This window comes from Providencia sp. 2023EL-00965 (assembly GCF_033550225.1).
GTDB lineage: Bacteria > Pseudomonadota > Gammaproteobacteria > Enterobacterales > Enterobacteriaceae > Providencia > Providencia manganoxydans.
In genome coordinates, this window is the sequence record NZ_JAWUEH010000016.1 from 49297 (window position 1) to 67591 (window position 18295).

The following is an 18295-nucleotide window of genomic DNA, read 5'->3' on the forward strand; positions in this document are numbered from 1 at the left end:
GTCTGATTAATGGTGAGACCATTCGATGCTGTTAAGATCTACGCCGTCTTTGAACATTTCCCACAATGGAGACAGTTCACGTAAGTGGCCAATTGCGCCATGAATCTGTTTGATTGCATAGTCAATTTCTTCTTCGGTTGTAAAGCGACCAAAGGAGAAACGAATTGAGCTGTGTGCTAGCTCATCATTCATTCCTAAAGCACGCAGAACATAAGAAGGTTCAAGGCTTGCGGATGTACATGCAGACCCCGAGGATACAGCCAAATCTTTAAGAGACATCATTAATGATTCACCTTCAACATAGTTGAAGCTGACGTTCAGAATGTGTGGCGCACCATTTTCTAAGTCACCATTTAGGTAAACTTCTTCGATATCTTTAATACCATTCCATAAACGCAGGCGCAGTTTACGCAGACGCGCGGATTCATCACTCATCTCTTCTTTGGCGATACGATAAGCTTCACCCATACCAACGATTTGGTGAACAGGTAATGTACCGGAACGCATACCGCGCTCATGACCACCACCATGTTGCTGTGCTTCAATACGAATACGAGGTTTGCGGCGCACATATAATGCACCAATACCCATAGGGCCATACAGTTTATGGGCGGAGAATGACATCAAATCAACTTTCAGAGCAGATAAGTCGATAGGCAATTTACCGACGCTTTGTGTCGCATCAACATGAAAAATAATGTTACGGCTGCGGCACATTTCACCAATAGCGGCGATATCTTGTACGACACCAATTTCATTATTCACATGCATGATAGAGACAAGGACAGTATCATCACGTAAAGCCGCTTCGAGTTCTTTCAGATCAATCAAACCATTACGTTGCGGGGAGAGATAAGTAACCTCAAAACCTTCACGTTCTAATTGGCGACAAGTATCTAAAACTGCTTTATGCTCAGTTTTACACGTGACAACATGCTTACCCTTCTTCTGATAGAAGTTCGCTGCACCTTTAATAGCTAAGTTATCTGACTCGGTCGCACCTGAAGTAAATACAATTTCACGTGGATCAGCATTCACTAGCTCAGCGATTTGATTACGTGCAATATCAACGGCTTCTTCTGCTTGCCAACCAAAACGGTGGGAACGCGAAGCGGGGTTACCAAAATTGCCGTCCATAGTTAGACATTGCATCATTTTTTCAGCAACACGAGGATCAACCGGTGTCGTTGCTGAATAATCAAGATAAATCGGTAATTTCATTGCTCACTTACTCCAAAAGACAAAATTGTCTTCATTTTCCAATGACGCATGTAACCCTCATTTGATGGCCTACTGCATCCACTGCTATTTATAGAATTATTTTATATTAAGCACGAACATTGATAATAGTTTCAGGTGATAAACCACCTAATGTAGCTCGACGTTTTTCGTTATCTTGTCGATCAGCAACATCCATGACTTCCTGATTTTTGACCAGCTCATCAAGGCTAATACTGCTTAGGAAGCTAGTGATCCTGTCACTTAAGTCACGCCACAGAGCATGTGTTAGGCAACGATCACCATTTTGGCAACCTTCTTTATTACCTTGACAACGCGTTGCATCAACAGATTCATCAACCGCCGCAATCACTTGAGCAACGAAAATCTGGTCTGCATCACGCCCTAATAGGTAACCACCACCTGGACCGCGAACACTCGCCACAAGATCGTTTTTACGTAAACGCGAGAAAAGCTGCTCAAGATAAGAGAGGGAAATTCCCTGACGCTCAGAAATATCAGCAAGAGGTACTGGACCTGACTGAGAGTGTAACGCGACATCAAGCATCGCGGTTACTGCGTAACGCCCTTTGGAAGTGAGTCTCATAACATATACTCCATGGTAAAATATAGCCTAATTGTGACATTCCTGACTAATTTAGTCAACTATTTACCTGACTAAAACACTCAGGTATTATCCACGGAGTTTTACACGTTATACTTCAAGGTGAAGCGCTGTTGAATACGCTGACTTCCACTAGTTACATAATTATTCTATGTCCCTAGTTGCACCTCGGATCATTTAGAGTGTAGCACTCACTTTTTTGCCCATTTTTCCATCGACGTTAAAATGCCACGTAATATATGTAGCTCTTGAGTTTCAATATGTGCACGTGTAAATAAGCGCCTTAACTTATTCATAATCATGCCTGGATGAGCTTTACGGATAAAGCCAGATTCATTCAATACACTTTCAAGATGCACATAGAAACGTTCAACATCTTCTGAAGGCGGGTATTCTACCTCATCCACTGACGAATTAAGCGTATTTTTTTCATCCATCGCTAGGTACGCCATACGAATTTCATAGCTCACCAGCTGTACAGCCATCGCTAAATTGAGCGAGCCATATTCAGGATTCGTTGGGATATATAAATGATACTGACACTTTTGTAGTTCTTCGTTGGTTAACCCTATTCTTTCGCGGCCAAAAATGATAGCGACCGGTGCTGTTTGTGCTTGCGCGATCGATTTTTCACCACATTCACGTGGGGCAACCATCGGCCAAGAAAGCGTGCGAGAACGAGCACTGGTACCAATCACTAACTTACAACCTTCTAATGCCTCATCGAGTGTCTCAACAATTGTCGCATTACCGATGACATCACTTGCTCCGGCAGAAAGTGCGATTGCATGTGAGTCAGGTTGTACTTGTGGTTTGACCAAGTAAAGATTGGAGAGTCCCATGGTTTTCATGGCACGAGCAGTAGAGCCCATATTCCCTGTGTGTGAGGTTTCAACAAGGATGATGCGGATGTTATCTAGCATGATTTAGTCGTTTTGATAAAAAATAATCGCAAGAGTCTAACACAAAATTGCTTATTGTGATGAACATCTATATAATCCGCCCACTCAAAGTTTTTCGTTCTTTAACATTCCAGTGGAAAAAGCCCATGCATCCGATGCTTAACATCGCCATACGTGCTGCACGTAAGGCCGGTAATCATATAGCTAAAAGCTATGAAACGCCTGATAATGTTCAAATCACTCAAAAAGGCACTAACGACTTTGTGACTAACGTTGACCGTGAATCAGAGCATTTGATTATCGAAGTCATCCGTAAGTCTTACCCAGATCACACTATCATCACAGAAGAAAGTGGTGAATTATTAGGTAAAGAAGATGAAATTCAATGGGTAATCGATCCACTGGATGGCACTACCAACTTCACAAAACGTTTCCCTCACTTTGCTGTATCTATTGCTGTCCGTATTAAGGGACGCACAGAAGTTGCTGTCGTTTACGACCCAATGCGCAATGAGCTATTCAGCGCAGTTCGCGGTCAAGGTTCACAATTAAATGGTTACCGTCTACGTGGCGCCGACGCTCGTGAACTAGATGGCGCGATCGTTGCAACAGGCTTCCCATTCAAACAAAAACAACATTCAGTTGTCTTTATGAATATCATGAGCAAAATGTTTGAAAGTTGTGCAGATTTCCGCCGCACAGGCTCTGCTGCTCTGGATTTATGTTATGTCGCTGCTGGCCGTGTTGACGCTTACTATGAAATTGGCTTAAAGCCATGGGATTTCTTAGGTGGTGAGCTGATCATGCGCGAAGCTGGCGGTATTATGACTGACTTTGTTGGTAACCATAACTATCTGGCTTCAGGTAATATCGTTGCGGGTAGCCCACGAATTGTTAAAGATATTCTATCCGTGATGCGCGAAGAGCTATCTGAAGCGCTAAAACGCTAAACTAACAATACATCTTGAAAGGCGCTGGAAATCCTTCAGCGCCTTTTTTATTGATAAAGTCATAAATGCACTGGTAATCGCAAAACACCATAACAACAGCTTATGACTGTGCAGTAACTTTTGGTCGAATAAATAATGCAGGTATTGCCAACAATGCCATTAAATAAAAAACAACACCATGTTGATCAGGGACACGTTTATAAATTGCGCCCGCCACAATCGTCATTATTGCTAGACCGCCTCCCATTGCTAATGCGGAATAGACAGCTTGTAACGGAATAATTTCGTTTTCTTTACGTGAACTAATAAACCGCATCGCAGCGAGATGGCAAACTGTAAACGTGCCACTATGCAATATTTGCACAACGATCAGCACAGGAAGTGAAGTAAAAGCCCCCATTAAGCTCCAGCGAATAATGCCACATACAGCGGATAACAATAGCAAGTTGCGAGCACTCCAACGACGGAATAGCTTATGACTTAACATAAAGACCACCACTTCAGCCACCACCCCAAGTGACCACAAATTACCAATGACTGAATCTGAATACCCCGCTTCTTTCCAAAATAATGAAGCAAAGCCATAGTACGCAGCATGTGCGCCCTGCAATAAGGTGACACAAACGAGAAATCGAATAATATTTTTATCTGCAATAAGCTGTTTGAAGGTAATTTTAGACTCACCTGCCGTTTTAAATACCCCCGCAGGCATAACCATTGGTTTAAGCATTGCGCCTAGTAACAACGCCAAACAGCTAATAATTAATCCAATCATGATGGACTGATGGCCATAAACACTTGCATAATGGCCCATTAATGAAGAGCCGATAATAAATGCGATTGAACCCCAAACTCGAATTTTGCCATAATCAAATGGAAATTGTTTTTGCCACGTCCCTGCTAATGAATCACCAAGGGGAACCATCGGTGAAAAAAACAAATTAAACCCAATCATGACAAAAAATAACCATACCCAATGCGATCCAAAAGCAAAACCAATCGCAAATATCAGAGAAAGTGCAGCCAGTATTCGCAACGCAGTAATGAGTTTTGAGGGATCTTTCACCATCGGTGTGATAAACATTGAACCAAGAAAACGTGCAGCTAGCCCTATTCCCAATAGCAATCCAATCATTTCAGCATCAATACCTTCCCCTTGTAGCCAGATTGACCAAAACGGCAAGAAAATACTGTAAGCTAAAAAATAGGTAAAATAGTCAATCGCAAGCCAATGCGTTGATGGGATTACCATTATTCCTCCTTGTTTTTCAATACAAAAAACCCGCCAGAAGCGGGTTTAAGTAAATTTAACACTAGCTTAAATTATGCGTAAACTGGGTACTTAGCGCAGATGTTTAATACTTTTTGCTTGATACGCTCAATGGTCGCTTCATCATTAAGATTATCTAACACATCACACATCCAGCCCGCTAATTCACGTGCGTCTGCTTCAGTGAAGCCACGACGAGTGATAGCGGGTGTCCCAACGCGAATACCAGAGGTAACAAATGGGCTTTTAGGATCGTTAGGAACGCTGTTTTTGTTAACAGTGATATTAGCACGGCCTAACGCAGCATCTGCATCTTTACCTGTGATATTTTTATCAACCAAATCAACTAGGAACAAGTGGTTCTCTGTACCACCAGATACCACTTTATAACCGCGTTGCTGGAAAATTTCTACCATTGCTTTCGCATTTTTAGCAACTTGCTGTTGATAAACTTTAAACTCAGGCTCCATTGCTTCTTTCAGTGCAACCGCTTTACCTGCAATAACATGCATTAGCGGACCACCTTGAGAACCAGGAAATACTGCTGAGTTTAGTTTTTTATACAGTTCTTCATCGCCACCTTTTGCAAGGATCAAACCACCACGCGGACCCGCTAATGTTTTGTGTGTAGTCGTTGTGACGATATGTGCATGTGGAACTGGGTTCGGATAAACACCCGCAGCAATGAGCCCTGCAACGTGAGCCATATCAACGAACAAGTAAGCATTGATGCTATCTGCGATTTCACGCATTTTTGCCCAATCAACCACACCTGAGTAAGCAGAAAAACCACCGATAATCATTTTAGGTTTGTGTTTTAACGCTTGTTCTTTGATATCGTCGTAGTCGATTTTGCCGCTTTCATCAATACCGTAAGGTACGATGTTATACAGTTTACCTGAGAAGTTAACCGGAGAGCCGTGAGTTAGGTGACCACCATGTGCAAGGTTCATACCTAAAACTGTGTCACCTGGTTGTAACAATGCCATATAAACGGCAGCGTTAGCTTGTGAACCTGAATGTGGCTGCACGTTAGCATAATCCGCACCAAACAGCTCTTTTGCACGGTCAATCGCTAATTGCTCAACAACATCCACATATTCACAGCCGCCGTAATAACGTTTCCCCGGATAGCCTTCTGCATATTTATTTGTTAGCTGAGATCCTTGAGCTTGCATCACTCGTGGACTGGTGTAGTTTTCTGAAGCTATTAATTCAATATGTTCTTCTTGACGTACAACTTCCTGCTCCATTGCTTCCCACAGTTGTGGGTCATAATCTGCAATATTCATTTCACGCTTTAACATCCGCTTCTCCTGCCTCAGCTATTCAATAAGTTGGTAATAAAACTAACGCAATAACACACAGTGTAAACTCTTTTTGTTCGAGGTGATAGCCCTAAACAAAAAATATACGCAAACGTTTGCATATATTTTATTGACGCTAAATCAACATAAGTTGCATCAAAATAAAATCATACAAATTCATATTGTAAAGATATTAAACGCTATTTTTTTATCATCACATCAATAAACACTCTATTTTTAGGCCTTTTTTTAATAGACCTATTTACATTGTGAGTTAAAAGTTATAAGTTGCATTTAAAATACATGTTATAAATTTCATCTGCTAGTGAAGAATTTTCAAGGGAGTCTGCCATGCTAGACCAACAAACTATCGCTATCGTCAAATCTACTATTCCTGCCATTGCGGCAACAGGCCCTAAGCTGACCGCACACTTTTACGACAGAATGTTTAAACAGCATCCTGAACTCAAAGATATTTTTAACATGACTCATCAAAACAATGGTTCACAACGTGAAGCGTTGTTTAATGCGGTTTGTGCATACGCAACCTATATTGAAACCCCTGAAGCACTAATTTCAGCGGTTGAAAAAATTGCTCAAAAACATGCAAGTTTAAATATCAAACCTGAGCACTACCCAATTGTCGGTGAAAACTTGCTAGCTGCGATTGATGAGTTACTGGATCCGGGTCAGGAAGTCTTGGATGCTTGGGGCAAAGCATATGGGGTGCTAGCTGATATTTTTATTCATCGCGAAGCAGATATTTATCGCCAAAATGCGGATAAAAAAGGTGGATGGGAAGGACTGCGTGAATTCCGTGTTGCAGTAAAACAAGCACAGAGCGATGTGATCACCAGTTTTGAGTTTGTTCCTGTCGATGGACAACCTGTTGCAGACTATCGTCCAGGCCAATATATTACCATTTACATCAATGATGATAGCTTAGCTAACCAAGAGATCCGTCAATACTCACTCACCACCGCTCCTAATGGTCAAAGTTATCGTATTGCGGTTAAACGCGAGCAAAATGGGGTTGTCTCTAATTATATTCACCATGAACTCAATGAAGGAGATATTGTTCAGCTAGCCCCACCTTGTGGTGATTTTTTCATTGATGTTGATAATCAAACCCCTGTTACCCTGATTTCAGCAGGTGTTGGCTTAACGCCGATGTTAAGCATGCTTAATCAATTAACTCACGAAGGCCATGACGCACAAATTAATTGGCTACATGCAGCAGAAAATGGTGCGGTACACGCATTCCATCAGGAAGTGAATAAGCATTTATCCCATCATAAAAATAGTCAGTCTGCGATATGGTTTAACCATCCTCGCCCTGAAGATAAGCAAGGCTTTGATTATCAATTCAGTGGATTGATGGATTTATCAGCAGTAAAAGAATGGTTAATGATCCCAAATATGCAATTCTATTTCTGTGGGCCAGTGGGTTTTATGCAATATATTGGTAAGCAATTGATTGAGATGGGTGTTTCAGCAGATAACATTCATTATGAATGCTTTGGCCCTCATAAAGCCCTGCCATTGAATTAATAGGCAATTTTGCGGTAATGGTTTTGCATGTAAACATAGTTTTAATCAATCCCATTCTTGTGTTTACACCATTACCGCTTTTTCCCTTCTGAGAAATAGTAAATAGCTTGTTTTAAATAAAGAATTGGCTAACGCTACTCCATCAAATTTGATGCGGTAAATCCTCTAAATAATTCGTGCTACAGCTAGGCGGCAAGTGAAGGAGACCCTAGGAGCATACATCAGTATGTGACTAGGGCGAATGAGCGTAACCAACAACGCTATATCGCGATGTATGACGCGGTAAATCCTCTAAATAATTCGTGCTACAGCTAGGCGGCAAGTGAAAGAGACCCTAGGAGCATACATAAGTATGTGACTAGGGCGAGTGAGCGTAGCCAACAACGCTGTAGTGCGAAGTATGACGAGGATTAGATGGCTTCCTCGTCCTGCTCACCTGTCCTAATCCTTATCACACGGGCGACATCATACACAAAGATCTTCCCATCGCCGATTTTGCCCGTTTGTGCTGTTTGCATAATAGTTTCAACACAGCTTTCAACGATATCATCAGGCACGACAATTTCAATTTTGACTTTTGGTAGGAAGTCGACCATATACTCTGCACCACGATAGAGTTCTGTGTGACCTTTTTGGCGACCAAAACCTTTGACTTCGGTTACGGTCATACCGGTAATCCCGACTTCCGCCAGCGCTTCTCGAACGTCATCAAGTTTGAATGGTTTGATAATTGCATCAATTTTTTTCATAAATAATTCCTGCTATGACCAGTTTTTACGGCCAAAACCCGATGTGATCGGATAACGACGATCTTTTCCGAAATTACGCACCGTAATACGTGGTCCAACTGGCGCTTGACGGCGTTTATATTCGTTAATATCGACAAGACGCACAACGCGATGAACGATTGCTTCATCGAAGCCTTGTTCAATGAGTTGAGCAACTGAGTAATCTTTTTCCACGTATGCTTCTAACAGTGCGTCCAAAATATCATAGGGTGGTAAGCTGTCTTGATCGAGCTGCCCTGGCGCTAATTCTGCTGAAGGCGGCCTATCAATCACACGCTGCGGGATAGCGGGCGAGACAGTATTACGATATTTGGCTAATTCAAACACCAATGTTTTTGGCACATCTTTTAAAACATCAAAACCACCGGCCATATCGCCATATAAAGTGGAATAACCAACGGCAGATTCACTCTTATTACTGGTGGTTAACACTAAACGGCGGCGTTTATTTGACATCGCCATTAGGATAACAGCACGGCAACGCGCCTGTAAATTCTCTTCTGTGGTATCGACTTGCGTACCTTCAAACATCGGTTGTAACTGTGCCATAAAGGCATCAAACATTGGTTCAATCGAAACAATATCAAATTCAACACCAAGTAACTCAGCCTGCTCTTTGGCATCATGAATACTCATTTCTGAGGTATAGCGGAATGGCATCATAACAGCTTGTACGCGCTCTTTACCTATCGCATCAACGGCTATCGCAACGGTTAGACCTGAGTCTATCCCTCCCGATAGGCCTAAAATTGCGCCATTAAAGCCATTTTTATTGATATAATCACGAGTTGCCATCACCAAACCTTGATAAACCTGTGCAACTGGTGAGAGTGCTGGAGCGGGGTTATCCATTGGTATAATGTCTAAATCATTAAACTGGCAATTCACCACCTGTTCATTGAAATCTAATAACTGATGGGTCATTTCACCATTACTGGCGAATACTTTAGAACCCCCATCAAAAATCAGTTCATCTTGCCCACCAACTTGGTTCAAATAGATAATTGGCAATTGTGTGCGCTGGCAGTGAGCCACTAACAAATCACTACGGATATGCTCTTTATTACGATCATAAGGTGAAGCATTGATGGTGAGTAAAATTTCAGCACCAGCCTGTTTCACCGCATCAACAGGCGCATCAAACCAGATATCTTCACAAATCAATAAACCAATACGATAACCTTTAAAATCTACAACACAGGTTTTATCGCCAGCACTAAAATAGCGTAATTCATCAAAAACACCGTAATTTGGCAGTTCTTGTTTGAAGTAACGCGTGAGTAATTCACCTTGGTAGAAAAAAGACAACGTATTGTACATTTTGCCACCTTCAGACCATGGGTGACCAACAACAATGGCGGTTTCACTGCTTGCCTTCTGTAAGCGCTCTAATTGCACTAAACAACGCTGCGTTAAGTCAGGGCGAAACAATAGATCCTCTGGCGGATACCCTGTCAGTGATAGCTCTGAGAACATCACAATGTCAGCAATATTTTTTTGTTGTTCAACAACTTGCAACATACGTTCGCAGTTGCCTTCAATATCACCAACTAACCAATTTAATTGAGCTAGTGAAATATTAAGCTTACGGCTCATAAGGTCTTTCTTCTCCCGAGCAGGTGTATTAATACTTTAATTTATTTATAACCAGAACATTAACGACTGAGCGACTTAATACAATAGTTATTATTCTTTAAAATCATTAGCTTCTAAATCATGGCGTGCTAATAATTTATAAAATTCGGTTCTATTTCGCCCCGCCATACGTGCCGCTTGCGTCACGTTACCTTTGGTCATTTGCAGCAACTTACGTAGATAATTGAGCTCAAACTGGCTACGTGCCTCAACAAATGTTGGTAATGCGGTATTTTCACCCTGCAAAGCTTGGCTAACGAGAGTTTCACTGATCACAGGCGTAGTCGTCAATGCAACACATTGTTCAATCACGTTAACTAATTGGCGTACGTTACCCGGCCAACTTGCTGACATCAGGCATTTCATTGCCTCTGTTGAAAAACTGCGTACAAATGGTTTATGTCGTGATGCAGATTCACGCAGTAAATGATTAGCTAATATCGGAATATCTTCAGCTCTCTCATTCAGTGCAGGAATGCGTAAATTGACTACATTAAGGCGGTAATAGAGGTCTTCACGGAATTCGTTTTTCTCCATCGCCTTCGGTAAGTTACGGTGTGTCGCTGAAATAATACGTACATCGATATCGAGGTCACGGTTACTACCGAGAGGTCGAACCTTACGCTCTTGTAGTACTCGCAACAGCTTAACCTGTAGAGGCATTGGCATATCACCGATTTCATCAAGAAATAGTGTGCCACCATTCGCCGCAAAGAATAAACCTTCTCGGCTACTCACTGCGCCTGTAAATGCACCTTTAGCGTGACCAAATAGTTCTGATTCCAAGAGTTGCTCAGGTAATGCACCACAGTTAATCGCGATAAAAGGTTTACGTGCTCGTGGGCTGGCCTTATGGATAGCCTGCGCTAACACCTCTTTACCCGTACCACTTTGCCCATTAATCAGTACGCTAACATCAGACTGTGCCACCATATGTGCTTGTTCTAGCAGCCTAATCATCAATGGACTACGTGTGACAATACCTTCGCTCCACTCCTCATCACTAATCGGCGTGGAAGAGAGAGCAAGAGCCTCATCAATAGCCTTATATAGCGCATCTTTATCAACAGGTTTAGTCAAAAAGCTAAACACCCCCCGCTGAGTGGCGGCAACAGCATCAGGGATGGAGCCATGGGCGGTTAAAATAATAACAGGCAAATTAGGATGCTGTTTCTGAACTTCATCAAACAGCGCCATACCGTCCATTTCGTCCATTCTGAGATCACTAATCACCAAATCGGTTTTTTCTTTTTGCAGTATTTTTAAGGCTTCAGGCCCACTTTCAGCCGTTGTCACTTTAAAACCTTCGCTGCTTAAACGCATTCCAAGTAACTTCAGTAGACTCGGGTCATCATCCACTAATAATAGATTTGCTGATTTACGGCTGGTCATGGATGCGCACCCTCCGTTTGATTATTAGTTGCTGGTTCACGACTTTCAGCGACTGGCTTTTCATCTTTAGGCACTGCTTTTTCTTGCGTCTTCTCAACAGCTTCAACTTCTTTTTCAGTTTCATTGCTGCTTTGCTTACGAGATGAAAGCTGTCTTTCAATATCCGTCAGGTTTTCTAATTTGCGTGATGTCGTATTCAATTCAAAAACCAACTTAGCATTCTCTTCTTTCATGCGGTCAAGCTTATTATCAGTATCTTGCTGTAACCGTTTAAAACGTGAATTTGCTTCTGCAAGGTTAATTATTTGAACTTGTTGTTCACGCCATAGCTGTAGCAATGGACGAATTGCTGTTGGAAAATTAAGGCTGAAAGTATTCATACTATCAACCATTTTACGGCGCTCGGCGATCGTAGGCTCTGCCGCGCCCATTAGAATGCTTTGTTGGAAGGCTTGTGACCAATTATCAACTGAGACTTGTGATGCCTCTTTTCGTGCGATAGCGGGATCAAGGCGATCCGCACAATCCATCATACGCAGCCAAAATAGCGCATTCTCACGTGCATTGGGTTGATTGTTATCCCAAATGCCATCACAAGCTGCGTAACGATAATCTGTTACTTTCACTTCAGGCACAACAACTTGAGCCAATGTTTCTAAAGGCGATTGGCCACTTTTTGCCGCACATCCCGTTAAAATGAGGGACAACAATAATGTACCAATATGTACCGCTTTTTGTTTTCGGATCAATGCTGTCGTTCTTTTGGTTAACCCTATATATTGCTTCGCTCGCATCGCCAAACTAGATGCGAATAAAACCTCTGTAGACCGATTTGCCATTATTATTCATTCTCTGCAGTTAAAGGCAGTTCAATTCTAAAGCAGACATCTGCTAACTTACTGGAAACGAGTGAAAGCTCCCCACCCATTTGTTTAATACAATCTTGTGCAATACTGAGCCCTAATCCGCTGCCTTTGACAGCCCCTTTTCTCACGAGTGATCCTTGGTAGAAAGGTTCAAAGATCATACTCTGTTCTGATTCAGGGATCGGCGTACCAGTATTAGCAACTTCAATAACAAGCTTATTATCTATTCTACGACTTGTGATCCAAATATTACCTGATTCACTGCCATAGTGCACCGCATTGGAGTAGATATTATCAATAACCCGCCCAAGAAGTGTGGGTTCGGCAAGGCAGTGGTCAATACGTAAACGAATCTCTGTTTGAATATTCTTTGCTCTTGCGGGAAGGTTGTGCGCTAACACAATATCTTCAATCAATTTTTGCAAATCAACATGCTGTGCTTCTGGCGGGCTATCTGCCAGTTTACGATTATAATCGAGAAGCTGTTCAATAAGTTGCTGAAGATGCTTACTGCTATGATCTAAAATTTCTACCACTTCTTTTTGTGATTCAGTTAATGGCCCAGCGACTTCATCCGCAAGCAGTTCTGTGCCTTCACGCATACTTGCAAGTGGTGTTTTTAATTCGTGGGAAATATGACGTAAAAATTCATGTCGTTGAGATTCTAGCCAAGCTAGCCTCTCACTTAGCCAAATAATACGTTGAGCAAGAGAACGAAGCTCACGAGGTCCTTTGAAACGCTCTAAGTTACTGGCTAATGTCCTGCCAGTCCCTAAGCGGTTAATCATGCGCTCAATACCTTTTACAGGACCAATGATCATACGGGTAAATAACGCAACTAAGAATACGCTAAGCAAAAACAGAATTAAGCTCTGCCAACCAAATAGTTGACCTTTATTCGCAATCGCTTTTTGTAGCTGATCACCTCGGCTAAAAATGACATTGCGCGTTTCTTGGATCAAGAAATTATTTTGCTCTGAAAATTGGCTAAATGCATTTGTAACCTCTTTTGGCAACTCGTTATTATCACAATTTACCGTTTTTAATTCATTGAGTGCCTTGGCAAGTGAGGATGAATCTGTTTCTTTTGGCAAAATGGTTTTTTGCCGTTCGAACATTTGCTGATACTCAGAAAATTGTTTTAAGTAAAGTGTATGCAATGATTCATCTTTTAAAACACAATACTGACGATAGCTTCTTTCCATTTCTAAAGCCAGTCCCCCCATCGCCTCACTACGTCGTGTATCTAAAAGGGTTGTTTTATTAATTTGAGCCGCTTGGTTGCTCAATTGCTCCAGACTTTGATAAGCCTGATAGGCCAAAACCAATAGTGGTAATAGCACTAACCAAAATGCCATAACAACTAATTGGCGCAAGGAGCGCGGAAAAAGACGCCATTTACTCAATGCATTCATCTCACACCTGTTAACGTTACACCAATGGTAGCAGAACTCGACGTATTACGTGAGCACGATTACGACGCTTATTTCTTATCTGTACTTCTAAATAATTCAGGCTCTCTGTCATCACCATACTTCAACACAAAGCGCTGTCGCCTAAATATGAAAAGTGCATTCGAAAAATGAAGATCAATAAGTTACAGCAAGCCACATGCCAACTTACTAAAAATGATTAAGATAATCAGAGGAATAGAAAGGAGTAAAAATAGGAAGGCGGAATAAAGTGTTGAACTCTATTCCGCCAGCGATGGTATTGATACTTCATTATACTCTAAATAATTCGAGATGCAGGTAGGCGACAAACGAAGATAGACGGGGAGCATAGATAAACTATGTAACTCGGCTAGCTGAGCGCAGTCAACAACCTCTGCAACTTGAAGTATGACAAGTATATATGGCTATTTATCTATAGTCATATAGGTGGTGCCTCACTCAACGTGTCGCCCTGTGTTTGATAAGGCCCGAAGGCGAGTATCTGTGCTATTGGACGGTAGGCACCTTACTTTGGCATCATTCTTGCTTTATGTGGTATGTTCCCACCCTAGTTGTGGACCGACATAATAATGTTGAATGAGCAACTGAATATTATTATGCACACATCATGCCAACTTTCCAAGTTATTTTTTAATTCATTGTTATTTAAAGATTTATATTTTCAACATCAAAATGACGCCCTATCTATAACACTTTTTGTTTCCCCCTCACGAGAAATTTGTCTCTATTTAAAGACACCTCTTTACCTCATTTATTTTTACTTTATTTTTCAATAAATTAAATGTCTCCTATTGGCGACAGTGCGATATAGCGTTTGTCGCTAATTTTATACAAGAAGAGAAATGCACTCATTTTGAGCTGTTACTGCATCAAATTAACATTAAAAAAATTTGATATTTTTAATTAACCAAAAAATAAATAACAAATTAATACATATAATTATTTATATACCCCAAATTAACCACATACTTAAAACCCACAAAACATAAATTTAAATTATATTTGAAGGGTTATATGGAACAAAAAAGCACAGTTAAACAACAGAGTCTGAAAAGTGCACACTATGTCCTTCAGCAAGCAATTGGCTTTACCTATCAAGGTGCTCTACGCGCCGCAGCTGAACTCAAACTTGCGGATTGCTTAGTTGATAAAGCAAAAACCGCTGAAGAATTAGCACTAGAAACAAATACAGATGCAAAGATATTGAAGCGCATCTTACGAACTTTAGTATCGCGCAATATTTTTACTACAGATGGCAATGTAAATTTTGCGTTGAACCCAGAAGCCACTTTTTTATGTAGCAATCATCCATTTTCAGTACGACAAGCTATTTTAATGCTCACGGATAAGACGTTTTGGCTACCTGCAAATAACCTCTATCAATATGCATATGGAAATAATAGTTTTGAAGAAATATTTGGTATGCCATTCTTTGATTATTGGGAATTACATATTAATCATCCTGACAATTTTCATAATGGCATGTCTGAACTATCAAGGGTTGAAAATGAGTTTGTTCTCAATAGCATTAAGTTCCCTGAAAATATCACAGTTGCTGATATTGGTGGGGGTACGGGGACATTACTATTATCTGTGCTTAAAAGGGAGCCCTCACTAAAAGGTATACTTTTTGATACTGAAGCGGTTTTAAAAAAACACATCCTATCACAATTAAATGATGACACTCGTTGGCAACTCTGTTCAGGATCTTTCTTTGAACAATGCCCTGAAGCCGATATTTACCTGCTTAAATACATTACCCATGACTGGAGTGATGAAAAAATACAACAAATATTGCATACCATTCACAAAGCTATGAAGCCTTCATCTAAATTGCTGATCATCGATAATATTATCCCTGAAGGGGATCAACCTTACTTCGGTAAAGAGATGGATCTCATAATGATGACAAGTTTTTCAGGTGCAAGCGAACATACTCAGTCTGAATTTTCAACGCTTTTATCCCATGCAAACTTCAAAATGAATAATGTTATTTCAACTGGTTGCCATCTATATATTATTGAGGCAGTGCCGGTTTAAATCAGTAAAACATGATAGCTATCTTAAATTTGATGCAGCTTGAACATTTAATGTATCACACTAGCTTATCTCTCTCGGTGTTGATATAAGCATTAAAAATTACCTCAATAATGTATAGCTATAAAAATGATAAAAATTGCCCTTATTGACGATCACATCGTGGTACGTTCAGGTTTTGCACAGCTATTAACTCTTGAGCCTGACATTTGTATAGTTGGTCAGTATGCTAGTTCTCAAGAGGCTTGGCCTAACTTAATTAGCCTTGATATTGATGTTGCCATCATGGATATTTCCATGCCTGATGAAAACGGTTTACAACTGCTTACTCGTTTGCGTCAAAAGAAACCCGATTTTCGCACTATTATACTGAGTATTTATGATACCCCTGCATTTGTACAAAGTGCCTTAGATGCAGGCGCCAGTGCCTACTTGACTAAACGATGTGGCCCAGAAGAGCTCGTTCAAGCGGTTCGTTCTGTCCATAATGGGGGTTGCTACCTATGTTCAGATGCGATGAAGGTTCTACGCCAAGCACCACAACAACGCCGAGCTTTAGAAGAACTCACCCCAAGAGAAAAAGAGATATTTGATTTATTGGTGGCAGGCCTAAGCGTAAAGGTGATAGCCGAACAATTAGAGTTAAGCCATAAAACAGTTCATGTTCACCGCGCAAATGTTCTTGGAAAGCTTCAATGTGAAAATACCATCGATCTTGTTCATTATGCTTTAGAGCACAACCTTTACTCAAGGTGATAGACGATGCGCAAAGGAACACGCCTACTCCTACAATCCATTTTTTTATTTTTTACTTATTCATTGATTTGGGTTGGCTTATGGATTATTGGCTTTTATCTCAGTCAAAATGGGTTTCAAGCTACCCTTTTCTTACCTCAAGGGCTACGCCTAGCCTTAATGATTATCCTATGGCGACGTTACTGGCCAACACTATTGGTTAGCGAAGTAACACTTAATATTTGGCTCGCCCAAGAACAGTTATTATCACAACCGCTATTACTACTTTCACCTTTATTGAGTTTAACTGTTGCCTATGTGATCCAAGACATTTGGTGGCGATATACGCTTTATTGGCAGCGATTATTATTGTTACTTGCAGGTGTTGCGGCAAACAGCTTACTACACGTCCTTGTTTTTAGCTGGTTGTCTTCTTTTTCAGTCAGTCAGCTGTTTCTAGCCACTTTTACTGGCGGAATATTATTAACACCATTTATTTATCTCATCTATGAATACTTACATGAACAGCATTATCAAATGCTACTCGACTATGGTACCCCTGATAAGCAGCTCAGAACCTCTTTATTGATTTGGGCATTCTTATTTTGCTTAGTTGGTCTCAGCGCACAGGTCTTTTTCACCCCTGAAATCGAACAACTCATTGTTTTACTTGTTTTTATCCCTAATGTATTTATGGCTTATCGCTATGGTTGGCAAGGCGGTGTGTTATCTGCCTTATTAGGCAGCTTAATTATGACTTTTGCTCGTCAATTTCATGGCGCTTTTGCTGACCTACAAGAACTCGAAATGTTCTTAAGCTCTCAAGCGCTGATTGGAATTGGCTTAGGGATAGCTATCAGTCGACAACAGCAATTAGCACGTAACCTACAACGCTACCGACAACGATTAGAGCAGGAACTCAAAGCCAGAAGAGAATTAATGCGTCAATTGGTGCACACCGAAGAAGATGTGAAAAAAGCCATTGCACGTGAGCTGCACGATGAAATTGGCCAAAATATTACCGCGATCCAAATTCAATCAATGCTAGTAAAAAAAACGGCTCTTGACCCACTCAGCCATCAAGCTGCGGGGCAAATTAACCAGCTAGCACAGCAAATTCACCAATCTACCCGACAGTTATTACGTCAGTTACGTCCACCAGTACTCAATGAAATGTCATTAGAAAAAGCGCTCGCTCATCTTATTGATGAATTTGCCTTTGAAAAAAATGGGATCGAATGTGAGTTCCATTATCAGCTAATAGATACACCTGAAAATGATACAGTTCTGTTTACCCTTTATCGCCTAGTTCAAGAGCTGTTAAATAATATCAGTAAACATGCTCGCGCCACGCATATCTCTATCTCTCTAGAACAACAACCAGACAAAATCCAACTCAGGGTCAACGATAATGGTGTGGGGATCCCCTTTAGCCAACGAACGAGTGGCTTGGGATTGCGCGGCATTGAGGAACGGGTGAGTGCTTTAGGCGGAGACTGGACATTAACCACGCAAGGTGGAACACAAATAATTGTTAACCTGCCCACACTTTGAGAGTAAACAAG

15 protein-coding genes are annotated in these 18295 nt (G+C 41.1%); 5 read left to right on the forward strand and 10 right to left on the reverse strand.

Going from position 1 to position 18295, the window contains the following annotated elements; all coding sequences use genetic code 11:
* Window positions 1-6: 6 nt before the first annotated feature.
* The 3 genes from SC428_RS17960 to trmJ all read right to left on the reverse strand — a co-directional run bounded on the left by SC428_RS17960 (window position 7) and on the right by trmJ (window position 2766).
* A complete protein-coding gene (locus SC428_RS17960) occupies window positions 7-1221 on the reverse strand; it encodes an IscS subfamily cysteine desulfurase (RefSeq protein WP_070930053.1) in 1215 nt (404 codons plus the stop codon).
* 106 nt (window positions 1222-1327) lie between these two features.
* Window positions 1328-1825, reverse strand: a complete 498-nt coding sequence (iscR, locus tag SC428_RS17965) for a Fe-S cluster assembly transcriptional regulator IscR (protein WP_070930052.1) — start codon at window positions 1823-1825, stop codon at window positions 1328-1330.
* Between the two features lie 209 nt (window positions 1826-2034).
* Window positions 2035-2766: a tRNA (cytosine(32)/uridine(32)-2'-O)-methyltransferase TrmJ gene (gene trmJ, locus SC428_RS17970; protein ID WP_070930051.1), complete on the reverse strand. Its 732-nt coding sequence runs from the start codon at window positions 2764-2766 to the stop codon at window positions 2035-2037.
* A gap of 125 nt (window positions 2767-2891) precedes the next feature.
* On the opposite strand from trmJ, the gene suhB reads away from it, so the two are divergent.
* Window positions 2892-3695, forward strand: a complete 804-nt coding sequence (gene suhB, locus SC428_RS17975; RefSeq protein WP_070930050.1) for an inositol-1-monophosphatase — start codon at window positions 2892-2894, stop codon at window positions 3693-3695.
* Between the two features lie 100 nt (window positions 3696-3795).
* Here the strand turns inward: suhB and SC428_RS17980 are convergent, their stop codons facing one another.
* A complete protein-coding gene (locus SC428_RS17980) occupies window positions 3796-4947 on the reverse strand; it encodes a 3-phenylpropionate MFS transporter (RefSeq protein WP_283125703.1) in 1152 nt (383 codons plus the stop codon).
* A gap of 71 nt (window positions 4948-5018) precedes the next feature.
* The gene (glyA, locus tag SC428_RS17985) at window positions 5019-6272 is read right to left on the reverse strand and encodes a serine hydroxymethyltransferase (RefSeq protein WP_140186428.1); all 1254 of its coding nucleotides are present in this window, start codon (window positions 6270-6272) and stop codon (window positions 5019-5021) included.
* A 351-nt stretch (window positions 6273-6623) separates the two neighbouring features.
* Here glyA and hmpA point away from each other — a divergent pair, with 351 nt between their 5' ends.
* Entirely contained in the window at window positions 6624-7823 is a 1200-nt protein-coding gene (gene hmpA, locus SC428_RS17990) for an NO-inducible flavohemoprotein (RefSeq protein WP_070930048.1), read from the forward strand.
* A 410-nt stretch (window positions 7824-8233) separates the two neighbouring features.
* On the opposite strand, the gene glnB is transcribed toward hmpA, so the two are convergent.
* The 5 genes from glnB to SC428_RS18015 all read right to left on the reverse strand — a co-directional run bounded on the left by glnB (window position 8234) and on the right by SC428_RS18015 (window position 13919).
* Window positions 8234-8572, reverse strand: a complete 339-nt coding sequence (glnB, locus tag SC428_RS17995; protein ID WP_004921424.1) for a nitrogen regulatory protein P-II — start codon at window positions 8570-8572, stop codon at window positions 8234-8236.
* 12 nt (window positions 8573-8584) lie between these two features.
* Entirely contained in the window at window positions 8585-10207 is a 1623-nt protein-coding gene (locus SC428_RS18000) for an NAD+ synthase (RefSeq protein ID WP_283125702.1), read from the reverse strand.
* Window positions 10208-10297: 90 nt separating this feature from the next.
* Window positions 10298-11638, reverse strand: a complete 1341-nt coding sequence (gene glrR / locus SC428_RS18005) for a two-component system response regulator GlrR (protein ID WP_140186432.1) — start codon at window positions 11636-11638, stop codon at window positions 10298-10300.
* A complete protein-coding gene (qseG, locus tag SC428_RS18010; RefSeq protein ID WP_081336057.1) occupies window positions 11635-12477 on the reverse strand; it encodes a two-component system QseEF-associated lipoprotein QseG in 843 nt (280 codons plus the stop codon). The genes glrR and qseG overlap by 4 nt, the downstream gene beginning before the upstream one ends.
* A gap of 2 nt (window positions 12478-12479) precedes the next feature.
* Window positions 12480-13919 carry a sensor histidine kinase gene (locus tag SC428_RS18015; protein ID WP_140180295.1) on the reverse strand — a complete coding sequence of 480 codons (1440 nt, stop codon included), beginning with the start codon at window positions 13917-13919 and terminating at the stop codon, window positions 12480-12482.
* A 1053-nt stretch (window positions 13920-14972) separates the two neighbouring features.
* On the opposite strand from SC428_RS18015, the gene SC428_RS18020 reads away from it, so the two are divergent.
* The 3 genes from SC428_RS18020 to SC428_RS18030 all read left to right on the forward strand — a co-directional run bounded on the left by SC428_RS18020 (window position 14973) and on the right by SC428_RS18030 (window position 18284).
* Window positions 14973-15998: a methyltransferase gene (locus SC428_RS18020; protein ID WP_070930047.1), complete on the forward strand. Its 1026-nt coding sequence runs from the start codon at window positions 14973-14975 to the stop codon at window positions 15996-15998.
* Between the two features lie 126 nt (window positions 15999-16124).
* Window positions 16125-16751, forward strand: a complete 627-nt coding sequence (locus tag SC428_RS18025; RefSeq protein ID WP_318709442.1) for a response regulator transcription factor — start codon at window positions 16125-16127, stop codon at window positions 16749-16751.
* Window positions 16752-16757: 6 nt separating this feature from the next.
* Window positions 16758-18284: an MASE1 domain-containing protein gene (locus tag SC428_RS18030; RefSeq protein ID WP_318709444.1), complete on the forward strand. Its 1527-nt coding sequence runs from the start codon at window positions 16758-16760 to the stop codon at window positions 18282-18284.
* Window positions 18285-18295 lie beyond the last annotated feature (11 nt).

Coding starts and splice junctions, on each gene's coding strand:
- SC428_RS17960 (WP_070930053.1), bottom strand. CDS start 1,221: ATGAAATTACCGATTTATCTTGATTATTCAGCAACGACACCGGTTGAT.
- iscR (WP_070930052.1), bottom strand. CDS start 1,825: ATGAGACTCACTTCCAAAGGGCGTTACGCAGTAACCGCGATGCTTGAT.
- trmJ (WP_070930051.1), bottom strand. CDS start 2,766: ATGCTAGATAACATCCGCATCATCCTTGTTGAAACCTCACACACAGGG.
- suhB (WP_070930050.1), top strand. CDS start 2,892: ATGCATCCGATGCTTAACATCGCCATACGTGCTGCACGTAAGGCCGGT.
- SC428_RS17980 (WP_283125703.1), bottom strand. CDS start 4,947: ATGGTAATCCCATCAACGCATTGGCTTGCGATTGACTATTTTACCTAT.
- glyA (WP_140186428.1), bottom strand. CDS start 6,272: ATGTTAAAGCGTGAAATGAATATTGCAGATTATGACCCACAACTGTGG.
- hmpA (WP_070930048.1), top strand. CDS start 6,624: ATGCTAGACCAACAAACTATCGCTATCGTCAAATCTACTATTCCTGCC.
- glnB (WP_004921424.1), bottom strand. CDS start 8,572: ATGAAAAAAATTGATGCAATTATCAAACCATTCAAACTTGATGACGTT.
- SC428_RS18000 (WP_283125702.1), bottom strand. CDS start 10,207: ATGAGCCGTAAGCTTAATATTTCACTAGCTCAATTAAATTGGTTAGTT.
- glrR (WP_140186432.1), bottom strand. CDS start 11,638: ATGACCAGCCGTAAATCAGCAAATCTATTATTAGTGGATGATGACCCG.
- qseG (WP_081336057.1), bottom strand. CDS start 12,477: ATGGCAAATCGGTCTACAGAGGTTTTATTCGCATCTAGTTTGGCGATG.
- SC428_RS18015 (WP_140180295.1), bottom strand. CDS start 13,919: ATGAATGCATTGAGTAAATGGCGTCTTTTTCCGCGCTCCTTGCGCCAA.
- SC428_RS18020 (WP_070930047.1), top strand. CDS start 14,973: ATGGAACAAAAAAGCACAGTTAAACAACAGAGTCTGAAAAGTGCACAC.
- SC428_RS18025 (WP_318709442.1), top strand. CDS start 16,125: ATGATAAAAATTGCCCTTATTGACGATCACATCGTGGTACGTTCAGGT.
- SC428_RS18030 (WP_318709444.1), top strand. CDS start 16,758: ATGCGCAAAGGAACACGCCTACTCCTACAATCCATTTTTTTATTTTTT.